Source organism: Dietzia sp. SYD-A1 (assembly GCF_015356725.1).
Classification (GTDB): Bacteria; Actinomycetota; Actinomycetes; order Mycobacteriales; family Mycobacteriaceae; genus Dietzia.
In genome coordinates this window covers 1-20738 of sequence record NZ_JADDKI010000083.1, presented here as the reverse complement: position 1 = coordinate 20738, position 20738 = coordinate 1, and the positions used below count along the sequence as shown (strand labels likewise).

Annotated in this window: 17 protein-coding genes and 1 pseudogene; 12 read left to right on the top strand and 6 right to left on the bottom strand. The window is 65.3% G+C overall.

Annotation, left to right across the window (positions count from 1 at the left end):
* Window positions 1-95: 95 nt before the first annotated feature.
* Window positions 96-620, bottom strand: a complete 525-nt coding sequence (locus IY392_RS04450) for an OsmC family protein (protein ID WP_194860611.1) — start codon at window positions 618-620, stop codon at window positions 96-98.
* A gap of 871 nt (window positions 621-1491) precedes the next feature.
* Here IY392_RS04450 and IY392_RS04445 point away from each other — a divergent pair.
* The 5 genes from IY392_RS04445 to IY392_RS04425 all read left to right on the top strand — a co-directional run bounded on the left by IY392_RS04445 (window position 1492) and on the right by IY392_RS04425 (window position 4861).
* The gene (locus IY392_RS04445; protein ID WP_007633941.1) at window positions 1492-1758 is read left to right on the top strand and encodes an SHOCT domain-containing protein; all 267 of its coding nucleotides are present in this window, start codon (window positions 1492-1494) and stop codon (window positions 1756-1758) included.
* Window positions 1755-3242: a multicopper oxidase family protein gene (locus IY392_RS04440; protein ID WP_194860610.1), complete on the top strand. Its 1488-nt coding sequence runs from the start codon at window positions 1755-1757 to the stop codon at window positions 3240-3242. Before IY392_RS04445 ends, IY392_RS04440 begins: the two co-directional genes overlap by 4 nt.
* Window positions 3243-3307: 65 nt before the next feature.
* A complete protein-coding gene (locus tag IY392_RS04435; protein WP_228549016.1) occupies window positions 3308-3775 on the top strand; it encodes an amino acid permease in 468 nt (155 codons plus the stop codon).
* 26 nt (window positions 3776-3801) lie between these two features.
* Entirely contained in the window at window positions 3802-4233 is a 432-nt protein-coding gene (locus IY392_RS04430) for an IS5 family transposase (protein ID WP_228549015.1), read from the top strand.
* 280 nt (window positions 4234-4513) lie between these two features.
* The gene (locus tag IY392_RS04425; protein ID WP_194860609.1) at window positions 4514-4861 is read left to right on the top strand and encodes a transposase; all 348 of its coding nucleotides are present in this window, start codon (window positions 4514-4516) and stop codon (window positions 4859-4861) included.
* A 396-nt stretch (window positions 4862-5257) separates the two neighbouring features.
* Here IY392_RS04425 and IY392_RS04420 read toward each other — a convergent pair whose 3' ends face one another.
* Complete coding sequence (locus IY392_RS04420; RefSeq protein WP_194860608.1) at window positions 5258-6037, bottom strand: recombinase family protein; 780 nt, start codon at window positions 6035-6037, stop codon at window positions 5258-5260.
* Between the two features lie 207 nt (window positions 6038-6244).
* Between IY392_RS04420 and IY392_RS04415 the strand changes: the two genes are divergently transcribed.
* A complete protein-coding gene (locus tag IY392_RS04415; protein WP_083249842.1) occupies window positions 6245-6859 on the top strand; it encodes a hypothetical protein in 615 nt (204 codons plus the stop codon).
* Between the two features lie 501 nt (window positions 6860-7360).
* On the opposite strand, the gene IY392_RS04410 is transcribed toward IY392_RS04415, so the two are convergent.
* Together IY392_RS04410 and istA are read right to left on the bottom strand one after the other, a co-directional pair.
* Window positions 7361-8122 carry an ATP-binding protein gene (locus IY392_RS04410; protein ID WP_194860607.1) on the bottom strand — a complete coding sequence of 254 codons (762 nt, stop codon included), beginning with the start codon at window positions 8120-8122 and terminating at the stop codon, window positions 7361-7363.
* A complete protein-coding gene (istA, locus tag IY392_RS04405; RefSeq protein ID WP_228549014.1) occupies window positions 8119-9687 on the bottom strand; it encodes an IS21 family transposase in 1569 nt (522 codons plus the stop codon). The genes IY392_RS04410 and istA overlap by 4 nt, the downstream gene beginning before the upstream one ends.
* A 536-nt stretch (window positions 9688-10223) precedes the next feature.
* Here istA and IY392_RS04400 point away from each other — a divergent pair.
* The 4 genes from IY392_RS04400 to IY392_RS04385 all read left to right on the top strand — a co-directional run bounded on the left by IY392_RS04400 (window position 10224) and on the right by IY392_RS04385 (window position 15204).
* Window positions 10224-11003: a ParA family protein gene (locus IY392_RS04400; protein WP_119192861.1), complete on the top strand. Its 780-nt coding sequence runs from the start codon at window positions 10224-10226 to the stop codon at window positions 11001-11003.
* A 391-nt stretch (window positions 11004-11394) separates the two neighbouring features.
* Window positions 11395-12578, top strand: a protein-coding gene (locus tag IY392_RS04395; protein ID WP_194860605.1) for an IS3 family transposase whose coding sequence is annotated in 2 segments (ribosomal slippage) — window positions 11395-11659 and window positions 11659-12578 — 1185 coding nt in all. Because the reading frame shifts where the segments join, the coding sequence is not laid out codon by codon here.
* 319 nt (window positions 12579-12897) lie between these two features.
* Window positions 12898-13059: a toxin-antitoxin system HicB family antitoxin gene (locus IY392_RS04390; RefSeq protein ID WP_119192862.1), complete on the top strand. Its 162-nt coding sequence runs from the start codon at window positions 12898-12900 to the stop codon at window positions 13057-13059.
* A 297-nt stretch (window positions 13060-13356) separates the two neighbouring features.
* Entirely contained in the window at window positions 13357-15204 is a 1848-nt protein-coding gene (locus tag IY392_RS04385) for a hypothetical protein (protein ID WP_194860604.1), read from the top strand.
* Window positions 15205-15239: 35 nt separating this feature from the next.
* Here the strand turns inward: IY392_RS04385 and mobF are convergent, their stop codons facing one another.
* Entirely contained in the window at window positions 15240-18776 is a 3537-nt protein-coding gene (mobF, locus tag IY392_RS04380) for a MobF family relaxase (protein ID WP_228549013.1), read from the bottom strand.
* 266 nt (window positions 18777-19042) lie between these two features.
* On the opposite strand from mobF, the gene IY392_RS04375 reads away from it, so the two are divergent.
* Together IY392_RS04375 and IY392_RS19080 are read left to right on the top strand one after the other, a co-directional pair.
* Window positions 19043-19435 (top strand): hypothetical protein, encoded by a 393-nt coding sequence (locus IY392_RS04375; protein ID WP_181694353.1) that lies wholly within the window; start codon window positions 19043-19045, stop codon window positions 19433-19435.
* Window positions 19436-19679: 244 nt separating this feature from the next.
* Window positions 19680-20003 carry a hypothetical protein gene (locus IY392_RS19080; protein WP_228549012.1) on the top strand — a complete coding sequence of 108 codons (324 nt, stop codon included), beginning with the start codon at window positions 19680-19682 and terminating at the stop codon, window positions 20001-20003.
* 542 nt (window positions 20004-20545) lie between these two features.
* Here the strand turns inward: IY392_RS19080 and IY392_RS19075 are convergent.
* Window positions 20546-20738, bottom strand: a pseudogene (locus tag IY392_RS19075) (hypothetical protein); the annotation flags it as partial.

Genomic DNA, 20738 nt, shown 5'->3' with positions numbered 1-20738 from the left:
CCGCATCGACGATGCGGCCGGCCTCGGCCTTGTCCAGGACCGTGCGGGGGTCGGTGGTGTTCATCGGTGCTCTCCTCGGGTCTGGTGACGGGCGATCAAGCGACGACGGTGGTGTGGGAGACCTCGACCGGGTTGGTCATCGTGTTGACGACCGGTGACCAGCGCATGGCGGATTCGGCGATCTCGGTAAGGGTGGTCTCATCGGTGTCCCCGGCGAGCGTGATGGTGCAGCGGATCGCGGTAAACCCCATGATCTTGGCCGGGTCAGTGTCGCCGACCCCCCAGACGGCGGAGATGTCGATATCGCCTTCCATGGCGATCTCGGCGGTGGTCAGCGCGATCCCGCGGTGCCCGGCGTTCGCGACCAGGCCCACGTTGATACAGGACCCGAGCGCGGCGAGGGCGACCTCGGACGGATTGGGGGCGGCGTTGTCTCCGAGCAGTGCGCACGGCTCGGAGACGAGGACCGGCGCGGTGTCCCGCACTGATGTGAGGTTGCGGAAGCCGGTCTCGCAGACGGTGGTGGCCTTGAGTGTGCGGTGGCCGGTGGAGGGGTTCTCCTTGGAGGTGGCAGACAGGTCGGCCAGGCCGTCGAGGTCAATGTCGACGAGGGTGCGGATGGTCTCGGTCACAGTGGGGTCCTTCTTCGGTGGGGCCGGCGGCGGCCGGTCGGCCGTCCGGGACTCCTCCACGCAGCGACCGCGTCAGCCGGTCACGCAGTGGAGTGTCACCCGGTTCGTTCCCCGCGGACGGCGTTCCGTTGCGCTCAACGGCGACCCTTTACGCCGATGAAACAACTCGATACGCAGGCGAAACGACAAAGGTGAAGTGAGTGACGTACGTCACCGGAACCGCTCGGCGTGCGAATAGTTGTTCCGGACACCGCGGCCGCCGTCAACACCAGCTGCGCTCCGGACACCGCGGCTTAGTCCGCGACGAAGAACGGGAAACCGCAGGCTCCACGATTCGGGGGGAACCACAATTCTTGATCAGACCTCCACCTGATCTCCACACAAATACGCGGGCGTACCGGCCAATGTGGAACTCGACCGGAAGACAGGGGCGCGGTATGGAGTGGGCGAGTGTAACCGTGGTGGCCATTGGCCTGGGCGTGTTCTGGGCCAGCGTGCTCTGCCCCATTGTCGCCCTGACAGGGACCGCTCCCCAGGCGTGAGACACCCAGAGACCAATCGATGGGTGAGCCGGGTTCAACCACCTACCCCACATACCCCATAGGGGTATAATTGGAGGTGTTACAGTGAGCGCCAGCAACGAATATGAAGAGGAGAAGATGTCTATCCAGCCTCGCAGTAACCTTCCGTTGGAAGCGATCGCTGAATCCTGCACGTGCTGCTCCACACCCAGACCCTCGGTGCCGATGCCGATCCACGGTCTCCAGACCGACCGCCACGCCCCGCACCCGGCGCCACCACCCCCCAGACACCGGCGGGCCACACGCTCGGGACTGAGAAGTAGCGAAGGACGATCGCGATGATGTGGAACAACGGGATGGGTTCGGGAATGGGCTGGATGTGGATCTTCTGGCTCTTGGTCATTCTGGGCACGGGGGTGGTCACCGTCGTCCTGGCGAAAGCGTTCACCGGCGGCCGGGGCCAGACCGGAGGGCATGAGCATGTCAAAACCGGGGAACGCCCGCGCCAGCCGCGAGAGATCCTGGACGAACGCTACGCCCGTGGAGAGCTAACCACCGAGGAGTACCGGGAGCGACTACACACTCTGGGCGAGGGACGGCAGTGAGCGAGCTGACCCGACGGCAGCTCCTCGCACTGGGTTTGGCAGGGGCCGGCACCGCCGCCGTGGGCGGGGCCGGCCTGTGGTGGACCGTCAGTGAGGGCAACACCACGAACAGTGGTGGCTTCTCCGACGGTGGTGACGACCTTCTCGAGCCGGACGTGGTGGCCAGTCGGGACGGTGTGCTCGATCTGGAGTTGGTCGCCGCCCCCGCCCGGGTCAAGATCGGCGGGCGAAACGCAAACGTGCAGGCGTTCAACGGCACACTCCCAGGCCCCACCCTGCGCGTTCGGGGCGGAGACACGATCCGAGTGGCGATTGCCAACGAACTCGACACCCCGACCAACCTGCACGTACACGGGTTGCACGTCTCCCCCGAGGGCAATGGCGACAACCCCTTCGTCAGCATCTCCCCCGGCGAGTCCTTCGACTACGAAATCGTCCTGCCAAACGACCACCCGCCCGGGACTTTCTGGTACCACCCCCACCACCACGGCCATGTCGCTGACCAACTGGCGGCCGGACTCTACGGAGCGATCGTTGTTGAGGACCCCGAGCCGGTCCCGGTGTCCCGTGAGCGCACCTTGGTCGTCTCCGACATCACCCTCGACGGCACTGGCAACCCGGCTGCCGCGTCCCCGCCCGAGAAGATGATGGGCCGTCAAGGCGAGATAGTGATGGTCAACGGCCAGGTTCGGCCCCGGGCCACCGCTTCGCCGGGAGAGCGAGAGCAGTGGCGGATCGTCAACGCCTGCCCGTCCCGCTACCTGCGCCTGACCCTGGATGGTCAGTCTCTGCGCCTGCTCGGCCGTGACACCGGCCGCCTACCCGAACCTGTCGACCTCACCGAGGTGACGCTGGCTCCCGGAAACAGAGTCGAACTCCTGGTGGACGCTCGCCAGGGCACCTCCACTCTGCTCAGCATCCCGGTGGACCGCGGCGCCATGCCTGGCATGATGGGCGGACCCATGGCCGGTGCGTTCCCGGCGGACGACGAGCCGATCGGTCTGCTCACGCTGGACGTGACTGGGCCCCCGGCGGACGAACCCGATCCCGTGCCCGCAGGACCGGCCCTGCGGGACCTGCGCACCGAACCGGTAACTGCCCGTCGAACCCTGGAATTCGCCATGGGCATGGGCATGGGCATGGGCCGTGGGATGCGCGGAGCCGAATCGATGATGTCGTTCACCATCAACGGCCGACAGTTCGACGCCGACCGAAACGACATCACGGTCCGCGCCGGAACTGTGGAGGAATGGACCCTGACCAACACCAGCCCCATGGACCACCCAATGCACCTGCACGTGTGGCCCATGCAAGTCCTCGACGACGGCGAGTCACCCACCTGGCAGGACGTGGTCAACATTCCGGCCTTCGGCCGCGTCACCATCCGCGTGGCCTTCGACGACATCGTCGGCCGCACCGTCTACCACTGTCACATCCTCGACCACGAGGACCTCGGCATGATGGGCACGATCCTGGTCCGCTGAACTCGGCGCACCCGACCGCAAGCACACCGCCAACCCCGCCCGACGAGAAGAAAGTACGGTACCGCATGGATCGCAGCGCCCAGTCCTCGAACTCACTGACCCTCACTGGATCCGTTGCGCTCGGGACGGGGGTGATGATCGGGGCGGGCATTTTCGCCCTGGTAGGGCAGGTCGCCGAGCTGGCCGGGGGGTGGATGCCGTGGGCCTTCCTTGCCGGGGCAGTGGTGGTGGCCTTCAGCTCCTACTCCTACATCCGCTACTCAGCCACCAACCCTTCCTCGGGCGGAATCGCGATGCAACTCAAAGCCGCGTATGGACCCGGGGTCGTGGCTGGCTCGGTTTCGCTGTTCATGTACGTGTCGATGATCCTCGCCGAGTCCCTTCTCGGCCGAACCTTCGGTACCTACATGCTGCGACCGTTCGGGATGCAGGACTCCGACGTGTGGGTCCCGGTGCTGGCCGTCCTCGCCATCGCCGGCGCCGCACTGGTGAACCTGGTGGGCAACCAACTAGGGCATGTCTCCCATAGCTGAGCGGTGACCCGCGAGACCGTGGCCGTATGGGACAGACGAAGTCACGATTTCGCCAGTTCACCGACGAGCAGTGGGAGCGGATAGAGCCCTTGCTGCCCTCCAATGAAGGGCGGCAGGGGCATCCGTTTCGCGACAATCGCAAAGTCGTCGAGGGGATCATCTACCGCTACCGAGCAGGTATTCCCTGGCGGGACCTACCCCGCGAGGAGTTCGGTGCGTGGCAGACCGTGTGGAAGCTCCACGCCCGCTACGCCCGGGACGGGACCTGGGATCGCATCCTGCACGTGATCCTGGCCGATGCCGACGCAGCCGGAAAGATCGACTGGAACGTCTCGGTCGACGCCACCATCTGCCGCGCTCATCAGCACAGCACAAATACAACGCGCCCTGAGCAGGACACAGGGGGCAGGGTCGAATCACAAGAACCGGCCCTTCACTATGAAGTTGTGAGGCCGTAGGCCTGACCTTCTTGAAGGACTTGGCGGTCCGCCCGCCAGGCTCTGCTGATCGATAATGGTAGGCGAGCTTGGGCGGTCTGACTCACGGCCCTTCTGGCGTCCTCTGCGTACGTAGAGGATTGTCTTGATCCGGACATGTCGGCCGCCTCGGGCTCACAGCGTGACCGGGTGGGCCGCCATGTCCTGATAGGAGTTTGAACGCTTTCCCGATAGTGAACTGACTGACGCCCACCCGGCTGCGCACTCCTTTGATCTGCGATTACGGAAGGGGTGCACCACAATGATGCACGACAACGACAGCTCCGCGGTAGTGGTCGGGATCGACACGCACGCGGATACGCACCACGTGGCGGTGATCACCAACTACGGTCGCCCCCTCGTCGACGTGATGGTGCCGGCGACCGCGTCCGGCTACCGGAAAGCCCTTGCTCTCGTCGGCGAATACTCACAGGTCGACAAGGTGGGTATCGAATGCACTGGCAGCTATGGTGCTGGAATCACCAGGAAGTTCCTCGACGCGGGCTATACGGTCGTCGAACCTGAGTTCCACAAGTTGACAGTGATTCAGCGTTCTTGGGTGTGGTCGTCGCTGTTCACAGCGTTGGACGCTCCTCGCGCGGGTCACTAATTGGGCGGCAGTGGGGAGTCGCCCGGACACGATCACGGCCCACAGTAAGGATCTACCGGGCCAGCAAGCGCCTAAACATCCGGGCCGGGCGCGGCTTCCAGGAGCTTCGAGTAGCCCCAGTGACCCGCCTCGACGGCCATTAGTGGGTTGCACGCCCGCTGGGGGAGATCAGTCGGACACCCAGCCGCCCCAAAACACGGTTGAGCTCGACGTGAACGGCTGCGGCAGCGCCCTTCCTGGATCGCTCGCAGCTCCACAAACTCCCTGCGTGGCGAGGCCCGCGCAGAAGTGCGCACCCAGGCCGTCCCTCGCCATGAAAGCGGGTCACTAAAAGTTGTGGAACTCAGGCCTGATCGCCCCGCTTGAGATGGCACGATTCTCGCCTGAAAGTCCAGCTCATGTCTGTCGCTGGAGTGCCCGGTAGAGGGTGGATCGACCCACTCCGAGATCTCGGGCGATCGCCGACGGCCCCTCCCCCGCCTCGACGCGGGCCCGGGCCGTTTCGATCTGCTCGGCCGTCAGGACGCGTTTGCGCCCCTTGTACTTGCCTTTCGCCTTGGCGATGGCGATACCCTCGGCCTGGCGCTCGCGGATGATGGCCCGCTCGAACTCGGCGAACGCCCCGAGCAGCGAAAGCATCAGGTCTGCTCGAGGATCTTGAGCGCCAGCAGCGTAGGTGGCCCGCTCGTGGACGAACTCCACACTCGCACCCTTCGCGGTGATCTCGCCAACGATCTGCTTGAGATCAACCAACGAACGAGCGAGGCGATCCATCGAAGCGACCACCAGCTCGTCACCGTCCCGCAGGTACCTGATGCACTCCTCGAGCTTTACGCGATCGGCACGCGAGCGAGCGGACTGTTTCTCGATATAGACCCGGTCGCACTCCCCCACCGCCTCGAGCTGACGCGCCTCGTTCTGATCCGCGGCCGACACCCGCACGTACGCCACCCGCTGTCCACGCGGACGCGCCGCCCGGCAAGTCGACTTCGGATCCGGCTGTGGCTGCGACTTCCGCTCGATGATGTTCTCCGAGTCCGTCGACTCAACTCGAAAGTTCCAGCCCAGCTCGTCCCGGCGACGGAACCGAGTCCGCACGCTCCCGCGGCTGACGATGAGCACCTCCTCGCCACCGTCACCCGAAGGGTTCAGCAACGTCCCGATCCGTTCAGCCATCGGAAGACCCTTTCGTCCGGAATCTGTATCAATAGATTTTAGACCCAGAGAGAAGGTGTTTCATAAGTAGCGAACTAGACCCTGTGACACAGCAGCGATGACCGGCGGCGCATCGTCCCACATGGGTGTACCCCAAAGGGGCGGAAGTTGTAAGAGGAAGTGCCGGGCTGGGTTGTCGCGGCCGATGGATACGGTGAGTAGGTGGAAATGACCTCGGCGGGTATGCGTGCGTTTGTTGATGAGTCCAGTTGCGTCCGGACCGATACAACTCAGGAGTACCTAATCGGGGCGGCCATCGTCACCGCAGGAGATTGCGACGAGATCCGAGAAGCGCTACGCCATCTTCGTCTTCCAGGCCAGATCAAACCTCACTGGACCGATGAAAGTGATCGCCGCCGCCGCACGATCACAGAGACAATCGCCGATCTGGGTTCCATGCACGTAGTCGTTGCACACCTCAGTGGGCGCAACCGAAAGACTGAGCGCCACAGGCGAAAGTGCCTGGAAACGCTCTACTACGAACTCGGAGAGGCTGATGTCCTAGACATCACTCTCGAACGGCGAAGCGACTCTCAGGACAAGCAGGACCGCGCCCATATCGTTTCGTTGCAGAACCAGGGTTGGCATCGGGGCCTGAGGATTAGCCACTGCCGTGGTGGCGATGACCCCTTGTTGTGGATCCCGGACGCTGTGCTTGGGGCGGTGAACGCGAGCTTCTCCGGAGATGTTAGCTACATCGATGTGCTCCGCGGCAGCATCCTGATCGAGAAGCGGACCCCCGAGTCTCTGATGCCAGAGTCTGGACAAAGCGAAAGGCCCTAGATCCAGTCGTCCGGCTGGGGTTCTAAGGCCTTCTTCCCGTTCCGTCGTAACGGTGGGCAGTTCCTAGCGTAGTGACGGCCCCCTCTGGGTGCAAGCCATTTCTACTTCCGGATGCTGGGAGCGGCTCCGACGAACCCCCGAGCGGATAACTGTCGGCTACAGTAGATCGGCCCCTACCTGCGCTAACAGTCCTTCTCTGGAGCTCCTCGGGTGTGCTTCGGTGGTGATCCCAAGCCCGTCCGGCGAGGCGCCCCGCCGCCGTCACGCCTATCTCTGCAGGTGCCGGCACCTCGTTCGAAGTCCTTCACGAGCTCGGAAACCTTACCTGGGACAACACCCGTCGCGTCCACATTCAAACGTTCCCCGATGACGACCCCGTCGGCCCCCTGACCGCCTGGCGCGTAGGGCTACTTGGTTGCGCGAGTCCACGGAGTTGGTAGCGCTGTTCTGGGGAGTCGGTTGCGGCCCCAGCTTCTGGGCGGGGCCGCAGCCGCTGGCCCTTTACTCCCAGTAGCCGTCGGTGGTGCGAGCCTGGTCTTGGCGCTGTCGGCGCATATCGATCTGGCCGAGGTTGATCGTCCGCGCGTTGTTAGCCAGGCGGTTGACGATGGAGTCCGCGGCGACTCGGTCGGGCAGTTCGGCGACCCAGTGGGCCGGCCCGGTTTGCGAGGCGATCATCGTCGGCAGGCGGTGTTCGCGGTTGGCCAGAATGGCGAACAGGTCGGAGGCGGCATCGCTGTCGATGCCGACGGTGAGAAAGTCGTCGATGATCAGCAGGTCCGTGTTCGATAGGTCATTGAGCAGTTTTTGGTGCGCGATTCCGTCGGCGCGGGTGATGACCAACTGCCGGGCGAGCGAATCCATCCTGGCGTAGGTGACGGCGTGACCGTTGTGGCAGGCAGCGATGCCGATTGCGCAGGCCAGGTACGTTTTTCCTCCTCCGGTTGGGGAGATGACCAGGAGGTTCGTGGGATCGGCGGCCCAGTCGTGGGCGGCGTAGCGTTTCATCCGCACCGGGTTGATCCCGCGGTAGTCGATCTCGGCGACATTCGCCTCCGGGATCGGCAGGCCGGCGGCCCGGATGAGCTTGTCGACCTTGTGTGCCCGTCGATCTTCGAGGGCGTCGTCCACGGCGGTCAGGAATAGTTGCTCGGGGGTCAGCTCGTCGTTGGCTTCGTCGCCGATGAGCTGCTCCAGCCGGGCGGCGACTCGGGTCACGCGCAGGGCGCGGAACTTGTCGTAGTCGATGTCGGTGAACGTCACTGCCCCGCCCCCTGACTGCCGATTTCGTAGTGGGAGGCGTCGCGGACGTAGACCTCGGGTCCGGGTTCTCGGGTCTCGGTGTGTTTGCGGGTTGAGGCTGCGGGCCTGATGGTCCTGGGCGCCTTGGCATCCGAGTCAATCGCGGCCATCAGTCGCTTGAGGGTGGTGTAGGTGGGATAGCCGCCGCGGGCAAGGAGTTCACCGCAGGCGGCCTCAAGGCGCTGACGGTTCTTCTTGCCGAGTCCGCCCAGGATGTTCTGGCAGTCCAGATACCCCTGGGCCTCGATCTGGTGGCGGTCCAGGATCTGCTCGATCACCTCCTGTGTGGCCGGACCAAAGCTGCGGGCTCGATCGCTGAACCAGGTCCTGGACCATAGGCCGTCGATGTCGCGGTGCTTGTCCGGCACGTGCACGCCGAGCGTGGAGTACTGGCCCTTGCGGCCGCTCAGCCGCGGGTGCTCGCACACGACCTCGTTGCCGTTGAACACCGTGACTCGGCTCGAGGTCAACCGAACCCGCAGCAGCTGCCCGGCCAGCGAGTACGGCACCGAGTAATGCTGGTAGTCGGCGGTGATGTGATAGTTGCGGGCGGCCTTGAGCTGCTTCCAGGCCACCTCCTCGAACCGGGCATCGGGCAGGGCTGTGAGCAGGTGCTGCTCCTCGGTTTCGAAACGCTCCCACCGGGTCGAATCGTCGGCCCGCCTCAGTTCGCGGTTGACCTCCCGCACCCGCTCGTCGATCGCCTCGTTGAGCTCGGACACCGAGAACCACGTCTCGCCCTCGAGATAGCCGATGACGCGTAGGTTCACCACGTTCACCGCAGACTCTGCGGCAGCCTTATCCCTTGGTTTCTTGGCTCTAGCTGGGACGATGGCGCACTGGTAATGGTCGGCCAGCTGCTGGTAGCGGGCGTTGACGACCCGCTCCGCATCGCCCTTGTGACGCTGATGCGTCGAGGTGGTCGGATTGTCGGGAACAACCAGCTGGGGCACGCCCCCGAAGAAGGCGAATGCTTGGACGTGTGCGTCCAGCCAGGCCTCGGACTTCATGTCCGGATAGGCCCGGCAGAACACCGCGCCCGAGTACGGCAGGACCGCCACGAACAAGTAGGCCTTGACCACTACGCCGTCGGCCCGGTCCACCACGTCCAGGGTGTCCCCGGCCCAGTCCACGTGCATCGCCCGGCCCGGCTCGTGGCGCAGGACCGCGACCAGGTCATTCGTTCGCGCCCACTCGGAGAACAGGGCGCAGTACTGCGCGTATCCGTACTTCTTCTTGCCCGTGCCTGCGGCATCGGCGTACCGACGCCACCCTTGCAGCAAGGTGAAGTGGCGACGGTGCTTGAGCGCCTGGAGTACCGATTCGAACTCCGGCCGCTCGTACTCATCCGAGACCCGCCGTCGCCCGTCGGGGAACCACCCGGCGACCTCCGCATCCGAGACACCCTCCACTGAGGTGATCCCGTTCGCTCCGATCACCTGCTTGGCCCGCGCGACATCACGGTGCGAACAGCCCGCCGTCTCCACGACCTCCCGGTAGCTGCGGCCCTGAAGCAACAGCGCCATAATCCTTCGGTAATCCGCCACGGATCCCGCCTCTCATGCCAAGAACGACGACACCCCTTGTGCCGTCGCCCTCAGCCGAGCACACCCCAACCCGCCGCTACCGGGTATCCAGAATCTTGCTACCGGGTCGATGGATCTGCGCAACCATCAGGCCCTACGCGCCAACCGCCCGGCACGGGCTCGTTGATCGGGCCCCACGTAGTGGCCCACGTTCGACAGGCCCGTGGGGGCCCTAAGCGAATTGGGGTAGCGGCACCAGCGCCCGGCACACCGACCCGTCTCTGCGTGCACAACAAGCTAGAGAAGCACCAGTAGCGTGCTTGTCTACCGTTACTAGATTAACTAAGCTAGCACCGCTAGCTAGCCAAACGTTGATAGTTATGGCTGCTCCGCGAGCCTTCGCTACGTCACTATCTATCAGGGTTAGCCTCGCTAGCACTACGACGCGAACTACCCAGCGATTATCCGAGGGAACGTAACCGTCCAGCCAACCTAGCGAGCACCTGTGGTTGGCCGCCACTTCGAGAGGAACGCGCATGGTCCGCAAGTTAGCGCTCTGCAATCAGAAGGGCGGCGTCGGCAAAACTGCAACGACGCTCGGCCTGGCTAGTGCACTGAGCGATCAGGGACGCAATGTTCTGATTGTGGACGTCGACCCTCAGGGGAACTCCACCACTGGGCTCGGTGTCGAAATCACGGACGACATGATGACGACGTTCGACCTCATGAACCGAACCGCTGCGGGAGCTGCAGCCAATGCCGTCATCGCAACCCCTTGGGACAGGGTTGACCTCATCCCATCCAACGAAGCATTGGCCAACATCGAGTCGGACGGAGCCAACGATTTGATCTTCCGCCTCGACATCGCGTTCGAGGGGCTCGACCTCTCGGTCTACGACGCGGTCCTCTTCGATTGTCCACCGTCACTGGGGAAGTTGCTCTTTGCCGTGTTGTGCGCAGCCGACGGGGTCATTGCCATCACCGAGCCAACCATCGACAGTGTCCGGGGGATCGAAAACCTTCAGGAAACGATCCGCAATGTCCAGAGACGACCCAACCCCCGACTCGTGCTCGAGAAAATTGTCCTTAGCCGTAAGCGGGCCACCGGCGAACACCGATTCCGCGAGAGCGAGTTGCGTGAGACCTACGGAGAACTGGTCGCGAAGACCGCCATTCCGGAACTGACCGCCCGCCAGGACGCGCATAGCACTCACACGCCGATCCACAGGTTCACTGGCGGCAAGGCGTTAGCTCTCCAGGTCGCTTACACGGATCTACTTTCCGAGCTGGTAATCACCGAAGGGACTGCAGCATGAGCGTCCAGCGTGAACCCGCAATCCGACGAACTACCCACCCCGCAGCGGACTTGCCCGAGCGACCTACCCCGACTCCCGCGCCGCTGTCCGCCCCACAGACAAACCAGCCCGCCGCGCGGGGGGAGGAGCGACTGACGGAGCAGCACAATGTCCGGTTGCGCCCATCAACGAAAGCACGGCTACTCCGCGCGGTAGACAAACTGCGCTACGAAACAGGCGACCGCACTATCAGTATCGCGTCCATCACCGACAGCGCCATCGTCGAGTACTTGGAATCACGAGACTGCTGATCAGACATCGACAGGCTTCGGGCTCGAGTTCTGGCCTGCTGCGGTGATCTCGGACAGTGGGCCCTCCTAAAGTGAGGGACCTACCGAAATGAGACCCAGCAGTGAGTGCATCACGCAGGCGGTTCAGCCAGGAGTTCAAGGATGAGCTGTGCCAGGAGGTCATCACGACCTCGAAGACGATCAAGGACGTCGCGGTGGCCTACGGCGTCGGACCTGAAACGTTGCGGAACTGGTTGAACAAATACCGCGAGACCCACGGCGGCACCGAGACTGAGGTGACGCTCGATGAGCGGGCACGACTCAAGGAGCTGGAGCGGGAGAACTCCGAGCTCCGCGCTGAAACGGCCTTTCTGAAAAAAGCAGCGGCTTACTTCGCGCGGGAGCAGCGACCGTGAGCCGATACGAGTACATCGACTCCTGCAAGAACGACCCGTCCGAGACCAACCCGCTCTACAAGATGTGCGCCTGGCTGGCCGTCTCGACCTCTGGGTTCTACAACTGGCTCTCGCGCCCGACCTCGGCGACCGCGGCCCGCAGACAGGCGCTGACGGCCAGGGTGAAGCACTTCTTCACCGCCACCGACGCCACGTACGGGTATCGGCGGATCCACGCTGACCTGGCCGATGAGGGCACTGAGTGCTCCCCGGAGTTGGTGCGTCAGATCATGCGCTCCGAAGGCCTCGTTGCCTGCCAACCGAGACCATTTCGGGTGACCACCGAAGCCGATGCCGACGCGGCGGCCGACATGCCTGACCTGGTGGAACGCGACTTCACCGCCGATCGCGCCGGGGTCAAGTTTGTCGGTGACATTACGTACATCCACACCTGGCAGGGGTTCGTCTATCTGGCGACCGTGATCGACTGCTATTCCAAGAAAGTGGTGGGCTGGTCGATCGCCGATCACATGCGCACCGAGCTGGTCGAGACGGCGCTGAAGAACGCCGCTGCGACGACGGTGATCGAGCCGCGGGCGATCTTCCATTCCGACCGCGGAAGCGTCTACACCTCGGGCGACTACCGGCGCTTGGTCAAGAATCTGGGGATGCGTTCCTCGATGGGACGAACGGGCGTGTGCTGGGACAACGCGATGGCAGAGTCGTTCTTCTCCGCGCTCAAGAACGAACGCGTCCACCGCACCGTCTACGCCACGAAGCGGCAGGCCAGACGCGACGTCATCAGCTACATCGAGGGGTTCTACAACACCCGACGACGCCATTCAGCGCTCGGCTACAAGCGCCCGAACGAGGTGCACTACGCTGACATCCAGCCGGCGACGGCAGCGTAGAGAAACCATCAACTCCGCTGTCCGAAATCAACGCGGCAGGTCATTCCGGTGCTCGATGGAATCGACCTGATGGAGCTGGTGCTCGTCGACTCACTCATGCCAGCTCAAAAGGACGCCAAACACTAGTTGCAAGCGAGCATGACTCAGGGCCGAGTTCCACGATCGGCTGAAACAGCGGCCTCCGCGCCACACTTGTTACCGCCATTTGTGACGTCGTGAGCGTGTCGCACACATTTCTGACGTCAGCCATGTCAGTTTTGACGTCATGGCGACCACACGTTCTGGGCCTGGCAGGCCAGCCTTGGGGGAGCGGACACGCATGACAGTCCGCGTACCTTCGGATGTTTACGACGCACTTCGGCGTGAAGCCAAGGCGCGCGGCATCTCTATGAACCAGTACGTAGCCGAAGTCGCTGCGGCACACCTCGGCATGCCCAAAGCCGTGTCGCATTTTGACGACCAGGAGGCGATTCCAGCGTGAGGTAGATCAGCTGTGTGACTGAAAACTAAAAATCATGCAGCCCATGAAATGACTGATCCCGGCTCACTGGCGAGTGGGCCGGGATCGAAAGTCAAGAGTTCGAGTTGCCGCTCAAACTCGGGTTGCTCACCAATTAGGAGAGCTGTGCTTCCAAGCACCTCTCAGGGTAGGTCATACCTTCCGGACGGTCCAGTCGATCCGGACGGCGTGTCTTGTTCTGATACCAGCAAAACTGCATCCCATCAGGTCAACACGTGGTGGGAGTCGGTGGCGTGTGTGTGGAGTCCGCGCCCGTATGTGCGGGTCGACCCGCGCAAAGCCCACACCTTCTCGACAACTCGGCGCTTCACCGACGGCGCCCCCGGCCCAGATGTGCCGTACGCGCTGCATCTGACAGACGAAGCCGGCCGTTTCCGCCTGCTTGCTCTGGACTTCGACGCCCATCACGCCGGCTCAACCGCCACTGCCGACCTCGCCGCCTGCACATCCGCTCTCACCGCCGCGGGGATCGAACATCTGGTGTGCTCATCTGGACCCGGCGGGGGATATCACGTCTGGATCCGCCTGAGCACCGCGATCTCACCGACCCGACTAGCGCCAGTAGTGGACGCATTCGCCGCCGCGTGGCCCTCACTTGACCGCGGCCCACTGGCGAACCCGCGCACCGGTTGTGTCCGCGCCCCGGGCTCACCCCACCGCTCCGGCGGAACCTCGGTACCCCTGGGCGACACCGACATTCATCCCGCATCGCTGCGTGCTCTCAAGCGGGCTGTCGAGCAGCTCGGCGCCCACCCTCATCCGGCCGCCGCGGCGAACCCGACGGTTGCCACCCTGCCCGTGCATGTCGATGTCGAAGGCCATCCGCATCTGGCCGGACCACGCCGCCCACTGCCCGCCAAGATCCGCGCCCTCTGCTCAACCCCCATCACCAGCAGCGGGGATGCCTCCGCGATCGGTTGGTCGATCGTGCTCGCGTGCGCACACGCCCGCATGCAGTACCGCGACCTCGCCAGAGCCGCCTTCACCGAGAACTGGCCCGGTCTGGAATTCCTGCGCACCCGCCGCACCGCAGGCGGCCGTACCCCCCGGCTGGACACCGAACAGGAGCTGGCTCGTCAGTGGGCCAAGGCCGTCACTGCCGCCAGCCACGCCACCCGGACCTCGGGCACGTGCAGCCCGGCCCGCCGCACCGCCGAGCGCACCGTCGCCGATCTGATCGCGCGCATGGAGGCCCAGCCCGAGCAGTGGCAGGGCAAAACCGGAGCGCAGAGCCGACTCGTCCTGCTCGCCCTGGCCGCACGCGTCCTCTCGGCAGCCTCCGAGGAGGTCCACTTCTCTGAGCGTGACTGGGCTCTGGCCGCCGGCCTGGTCAGGGACACCGTCGCTGACCGGCTTACCGATCTCGCCGACCGGGGATGGATCCGCCGCACTCAGCGAGCGGTGGGCCCGTGGGCCGCGACCTGGCGGGTGGCTACCCGCGGGGGCGGGGAGACAGGAAGTGGCGCAGTATTTACTCCAGTCCTAGCGCAGCAACTTCATGAGGAATTGGAATGCGCTCGTGCTGACATTTGGCACGCTCGCTCTCTGGGTGTGCTGGGGCTGCGGGTGTGGGACCTGCTCCGGACCGGGCGAGTATCGGTGGGGGAGCTGGCGACACGCTTGGGCGTGTGCGCGGCCACGGTGCGCAGCAAACTCCGTGCCCTGCAGTCCCTCGGTCTATGCACCTCCAGCGGGCGCGTCTACCAGGGGCGCTCCCGCCTAACCCGGGCCGCCGCCGCCGCTGGGGTGACGGGGGCCCATGCGGATCGGGTGCGTTTGTACCGGCTGCAATCGGCGGTGTTCGTGTGGTGGTTCACCACCCGGTACCAGGCAGAAGACTCCGACGCGCTTGCCGAATGGGGGAGCTTCCCCAGCCCGGCCGAAGCCGAGCAGGTCCACCCCGTCGATATCGCCCTGGCCTACGGGGCCACCGCGACCGGGCCGCCGGTGGAGGCAACCACCTGGGGGGCAGCAATGGCCGCGCAAGATCGCCACCGCGAGCCAGACCCCGGTAGTTGGTGGGAACTGGTGGCCGCGGCCCGCGCTGCGCTGCCTGCGGCGGACGTGCTGGCCGCGCCCCATCAATGGGCCGCCACTGCCGCCTAACACCTCCAGTTGACCGCCTGCTCGAAGCGGACAAGTCACCAGAGGTCGGGAGAGGAGTCGGTCGTAGGTCCCCAGGGCGATCCGGTCGTCGAGTGGGTGTCCGGGCCGCTTTCTTCCTCTGCGGCCCGGTGGTCGAGGTAGGAGGCAGTGAAGTCGTCCACGTCCACCGAGGGCGCCTGGGCGGTGTCCTCGTCGGGCGAGGTCGTCAGTTCGTCGTGGGTGGCGGTGAGCCAGGCCGCGAGTTCGGCATCGCCAGTAGCGGTTGCCGGTGGGGGAGTGGGCAGAGCGCTTCGGTCTTGACCGGCGGCGGTCACGTGACGCAAGCGGTGGGCGATGACGGCACCGGGGGAGTCCGCGGTTTCGAGGTTCGCTGTGGCCTGCGTCCAGTGTTCGCGTGGGTCGCGGCCGGCTTTTGCCGCGTCGGTCCAGGCTTGGGCGATCGCCGCGTATTGGTCGGGATCTGCCTCGAGCTGGCGACTGTAGAGACGGGGGAGAGCGTCGGTGTATTCGGCCAAAGTGGCGCTGGTGAAGGCGTCGGCGGCCAGGTCGACGCCGTGCCGATACAGCGCTTCCAGACGCGCCGGGTCGGTGGCGTGGTCCATCTCTTCGCGCAGGGCCGCAGTGGCCGAGGCTTGGTGGGTGTCGCGCCGCAGAATGGTCGCCAGAACTTCCGAGGCGGTAGGTGCGTCCCGGTCGCCAGCCGAGTGCATGTGGGCATCTTCCGCCACGAAATCAACGACGGGCTCGCAGACGGCGTAGGCGCGGTTCTCTTGCTTGCCTCGGGTCATGGCGACATAGAGGCCGGCCCGGTCGACGGAGGTGTCCACCACGGCGTGGGTGGTCTCCACGGTGGCGCCCTGGGCTCGGTGGATGGTGGAGGCGTAACCCAGGTGGATGTTGTCTTGCGCGTAGCTGCCGGGTACGAGCATCTGCTCGTCGGTGTTGATATCTTGCACGGCCACCGAGCCGTCGCCTGTGAGGCCGGTGACGGTGAACAGTTGCCCGTTGATGACCCGGCCCAGGTACTTGCGGTCTTCGGTGTAGAGCTTGGCGTTCTTGCGGGCGATGACGGTGTCCCCGACGCCGATGGTGTCGCCTCTAGCGACTCGGGTTTCGCAGGATGCGTCGACGATCCCGGCGGTGATGCGGCCTGAGCGGATGATCTCGTTGAGGGTGTCGACGTCGGTGTTCCTCGAGGCGATGATCAACGAGTTTCGGCCGGCACCTGTGTCGGTGAGGTAGGCCTCCACTGCCTCGGTGAGCATCTGCTCGCGGGTGCCGCCGGTGATCCATCCCCGCTGGGAGTACAGGGCCAGGGCGTCGGGGTTTCCCTCGCGTAGGGAGAGTGTGGCGGCGGCTTGTTCGGTGTCGCTGCCCATGCGCATGACCTCGCGCAGCTCGGGCGTTCCTGGGGTGCGCGCGACCTCTCCGAACAGTCCGCCGGTTTCGACGGCTGCGAGCTGCTTGGGGTCACCGATGAGCCGAACAACAGCTCCCGATTCAGTGGCGATCTCTGTCAGTGCGGCCAGGTTTTCGGTGCTCGACATTCCGGCCTCATCGACCAGGAGCATGTCGCCGGGGGCGATCTTGATCGGCAGTGCCGACAGGGTCTTCTCCGGTTGGTTGGGGTGTAGTCCGCGCCAGGTGAAGGTCACCGAATCGATGGTGTGGGAGGTCGCACCGATCTCATCGGAAAGGATGGATGCCGCCGCTGCCGAGGGCGCCAATCCGATGACACCTCGCCCGCTGTCCTGCCAGGTTTGGGCGAGGAGTTTCATGCTCGCGGTCTTGCCGGTACCGGCTGGGCCAACTCCGGCGGCAACGAGCGTGCCGGAGGTGAGAAGGTGACGCGCCATCGCGGCCTGCCCGGCGTTGAGCGCCCACCCGTGCTCGAGTTCGTGGCGGGCCAGGGCCTGCTCAATGTCGGCGCCTGAGGCGAACACCGCAACCGGTGTGGTGGCCGCCTCGAGGGTCAGTGTCTCGGCTTCAAGGACCGCGGCGGTGGTGTATTTGCGGGAGTTGGCGTGACGGTCCACCCCGGCCCCGGACTCACCCGTCAGTGCCTCCGGTAGGTCCAGCATTTCCGGCGGTGTCAGGGCCACGACGTGCGCTCCCATCGCCTCTTCCATGACCTGGCTGTGGGCTTGCTCCAGGTCGCCGGCGGAGGCAAACCGGTATCCCTTCAGGACGGTCGACACTGCCGTGTCCACGTGCGACTGGCGGAACTGCGCCCGCTGGGAGGTCACCGCGCGTACAGCTTTGGTTGCCACGTCGGTGGCGTGTTCGCTGCCTGAGTACAGGGGTCGGTCCTGCTCTGCGCCGGCACCTCGGACGCCGGAGAGCATGGCCGCAAGGGCGTCCTGGCCAATGCGCTCGGCGGCCACCTTGTGCCAGGTCTGCCGGTGCTCATCGAGGGACTGTGCGGGCTTCTTTGCATCGCGTGTGTCGAGGATGGCTTTCTGCCACAGGGCGTACGCGGCCCGCTGCGAGGGTTGGCGACCATTGGCCTGGACGTACTCGGTGACCAGTCGGTCGTAGACCGGACGGGCCAGGGTCCGGCGGGAGGAGAACGCGTCGATCAGGCGGCGGTCAATACCGGCGACTTCCCAGATGGGCGCCTTGTCTCGGTGCGGGTAGTGGGCCACAAATCGCGCGCCCATTCGGCGGGTGATGAGGTCGTGCAGGACGGCGTCGTAGCGGGCGGAGATCGCCTGGTGCATCTGGTGGATTGCGCGTGAGTCCAGGGTGCGCCACCGCCCGTCGGGGCCTTGCACTTTGTTGGCGATCAATACGTGCGAGTGCAGGTCCGGGTCCCCGCCGCGGGTGTCGAAATGGGTGAACTCACTGGCCACGATCCCGCCGGTGGAGACCTGCTCGATGCCGTTGGTTCCCACCCGCGTGTACACCGCATTGTTCTCGGCCCAGGTGAGTGCTTCGGCGACTGCTTCGTGGTGCAGCGCCGCGATGTGGGAGGCGGTGTGCTCGTCGGCCATTGCCCACCAGACGCTGACACTTTTGACCGGGGAGAAGGTGAAGTCGAACCCGGCCACGGCCTGGCGGACCTTGTCTCGTTCGCGGTTGACCCAGGCGATGACGTCGCGCCCGGAGGCGTGGTCGTAGCCGAACTGCTCGGTGTAGAAACCGCGTCCGACACTCTCGGCGATCTGGCCCTTCTCATCCGTGGTGGGGCGCCTGCCTTCGCCAGAGACGAACGCCTTCTCAGCGGCGTCGATCGCCGCCAGGACCGGCACGCCGGAGGCGTACAGGGAGTAGGAGCGGCCCAGTTTGCAGGCCGACAGTGGCGTCCCTGATTCCATGAGGTCGTCGGTGTCCGGGTGCAGGCCTTCGCCGTACAGTGCGGCCATCTGTGCTTCGGTGACGACCGATCCCGAGATGGCGTTCTCGGATGCCAGCCCGGTCAGTCCGGAGCCGATCCAGCGGCCCGGTGGGGTGCCCTTGGCGGCGTAGTAGTCCGACAGGCTTTGCCCTTGCGGGTCGGCGTCGTGGGTGGCCACGGAGCGCAGCAAGTACTGGTATCCAGTCCCGGCGTGCACCGCCCGCAGGCTCATCATGAACGCCAGTCTAGGCGGGGGCGTCTGGGCGCGTCTATCGGCGCGGCTGGCCGGGTCGGTGACCAGCGGTTTTCCAGGCGTCATTAGTAATGCCTACTGTGTAAGACTGTTCAGAGGAGCGAGAGCGAGTCGGGTTTTGTGGCGGACGCACGGAGGGCGACTGGCCGGGGCGGTGCGGAAGCTGCGGCGGGCAGCCGCAGCCAGAGCGTGGGCAGCCAGAGCGTGGGCGACTGCGGGGGAGAGCGGCGACCAATAGGGTCGAGCGTATGGGCCTCGCGAAGACAGACTCCCGTTCACAGACCGCACGGGCCCGCGCCCGCCAAGCAATGGCCGTCGAGTTGGAGCGGGCGCGCAAGCGCGAGTCCAAGCTTATTGCCGTGTTCTCCGCGATCGACGCCCGCGAGGAAGCAGAAGCCACCCTCGGCGGCGCGCTCATCGAGCTCCGGGGCCTCGGCGTCCCCCAGTCCGACCTAGCCGAGATGACCGGCCTGTCTGCCCGCGACGTCGGTGCAGCGATCCGCAGCGCAAAAAACTCCGAGGACGACAACGACGAAGCCAGCGGCGAGTCTGAGTCAGAGAGCACCGGGAGTGCGAGCGAAGACGCTGAGACGGGCACGGCTGTAGACAGTTCGGACAGCAACGGTGCCAGCAACCACTGATCCCCGCGGTGGGCCGTGGTGTGAGGACGTTCCCCTGCCGGGACTGGACCTGGAACCACGGTCCACCTCGTCTGGGCCGTCGGCTAACTCGCGCCCCTACAGCGCGACACTGCCCCCCACTCCGGAGGCAATCGCCGCGTTCTGGGCCAAGGTCGTACGAGCCCCCGGCGACGGACATTGGCTGTTCACGGGGGCCGTCTCCGGTGTTGATGGGTACGGACGCTTGAGCTGGCGCGAAGGCGGCGTGAGCCGCACCGAATCAGCGCACCGGTTCGCGCTTCTACTCGACGGCATCGACCTGGCCGGCGTCGTCGCCGAACACCGCTGCAACGAGCCACTATGCGTGCGCGTTGATCCCGATCACCTGATCCCGTCCACACAGGCGGCGAACCTGAACTACGCCGTCGCCTGCGGACGCACCGGAATTATCCGAACCTCCCTCAGACGGCAAGACCGCCACGCCCGCTCCCTGGCCGTCCGCAACGCAGTCTCTGGTGGCTGGGACCCCATCGCCTACAGCGCCGCATCCGGCAATACCGCACCCCTGGATACACCTTCGCTGTTCTGATCTGACGTACGCTTACCCACAACAAAGGCCCCGCCACACCGCGGGGCCTTTTCTCGTTCCGGTCGGAAGAGATGTGTCAGCGTTCAGTCACTCGCGCGTCTTGCGCTTTCGCAGTTCCCAGAACTGCGGCAGCGTCCACCGCGGGCGGCGTCTGGTCGATCACCACGCGCGCCAACCGTGACCGGTACCGCGCATCATTGCGGACCGCGAACGACCAGTGCCCGATAAACCAGGCCAGCGTCCCCAGTGCCGCGAGGAGTCGGCGCCCACGTTCGCCCCCTGCCTCACCCCGAGCAAGCCGATGATCGCGCACATCCCGCCCACACCTCGCGCGGTCGGAGGAAGCACGAGGGCACCGCCCGCCACCACCGCGACCGCCAACGTCGCCGTGCCAAGATCCCACATTGCGTGCCACCTTCTCCCTCAGGCCGCGGGCGCCGTGGACGCCGCCTACCTACGACTCGAGTCGGTCCGCCGAGCTCGGCGTCCCCGAATGATCGTCGTGCCCTTGGGGTGTGGCTGCCACCTCTGACACTCAGTTCTCAGGGGCGCTCGTCGGGGCGTTCAGTTGCGGTCGACGGTGTGCCGGCCGGGCCGGCCTCGCGAGTGTTATCGCGTAGTGAGTCCAGCACTTCACGCAGAGTGTCCGAGGTCGCCTCGGCGCGGACCCGGGCCCGGTCGGCCTGCTCGGCCTCGGCGCGCGCGTCCTGCGCGTCCCGAAGGGCCGCGTCAAGC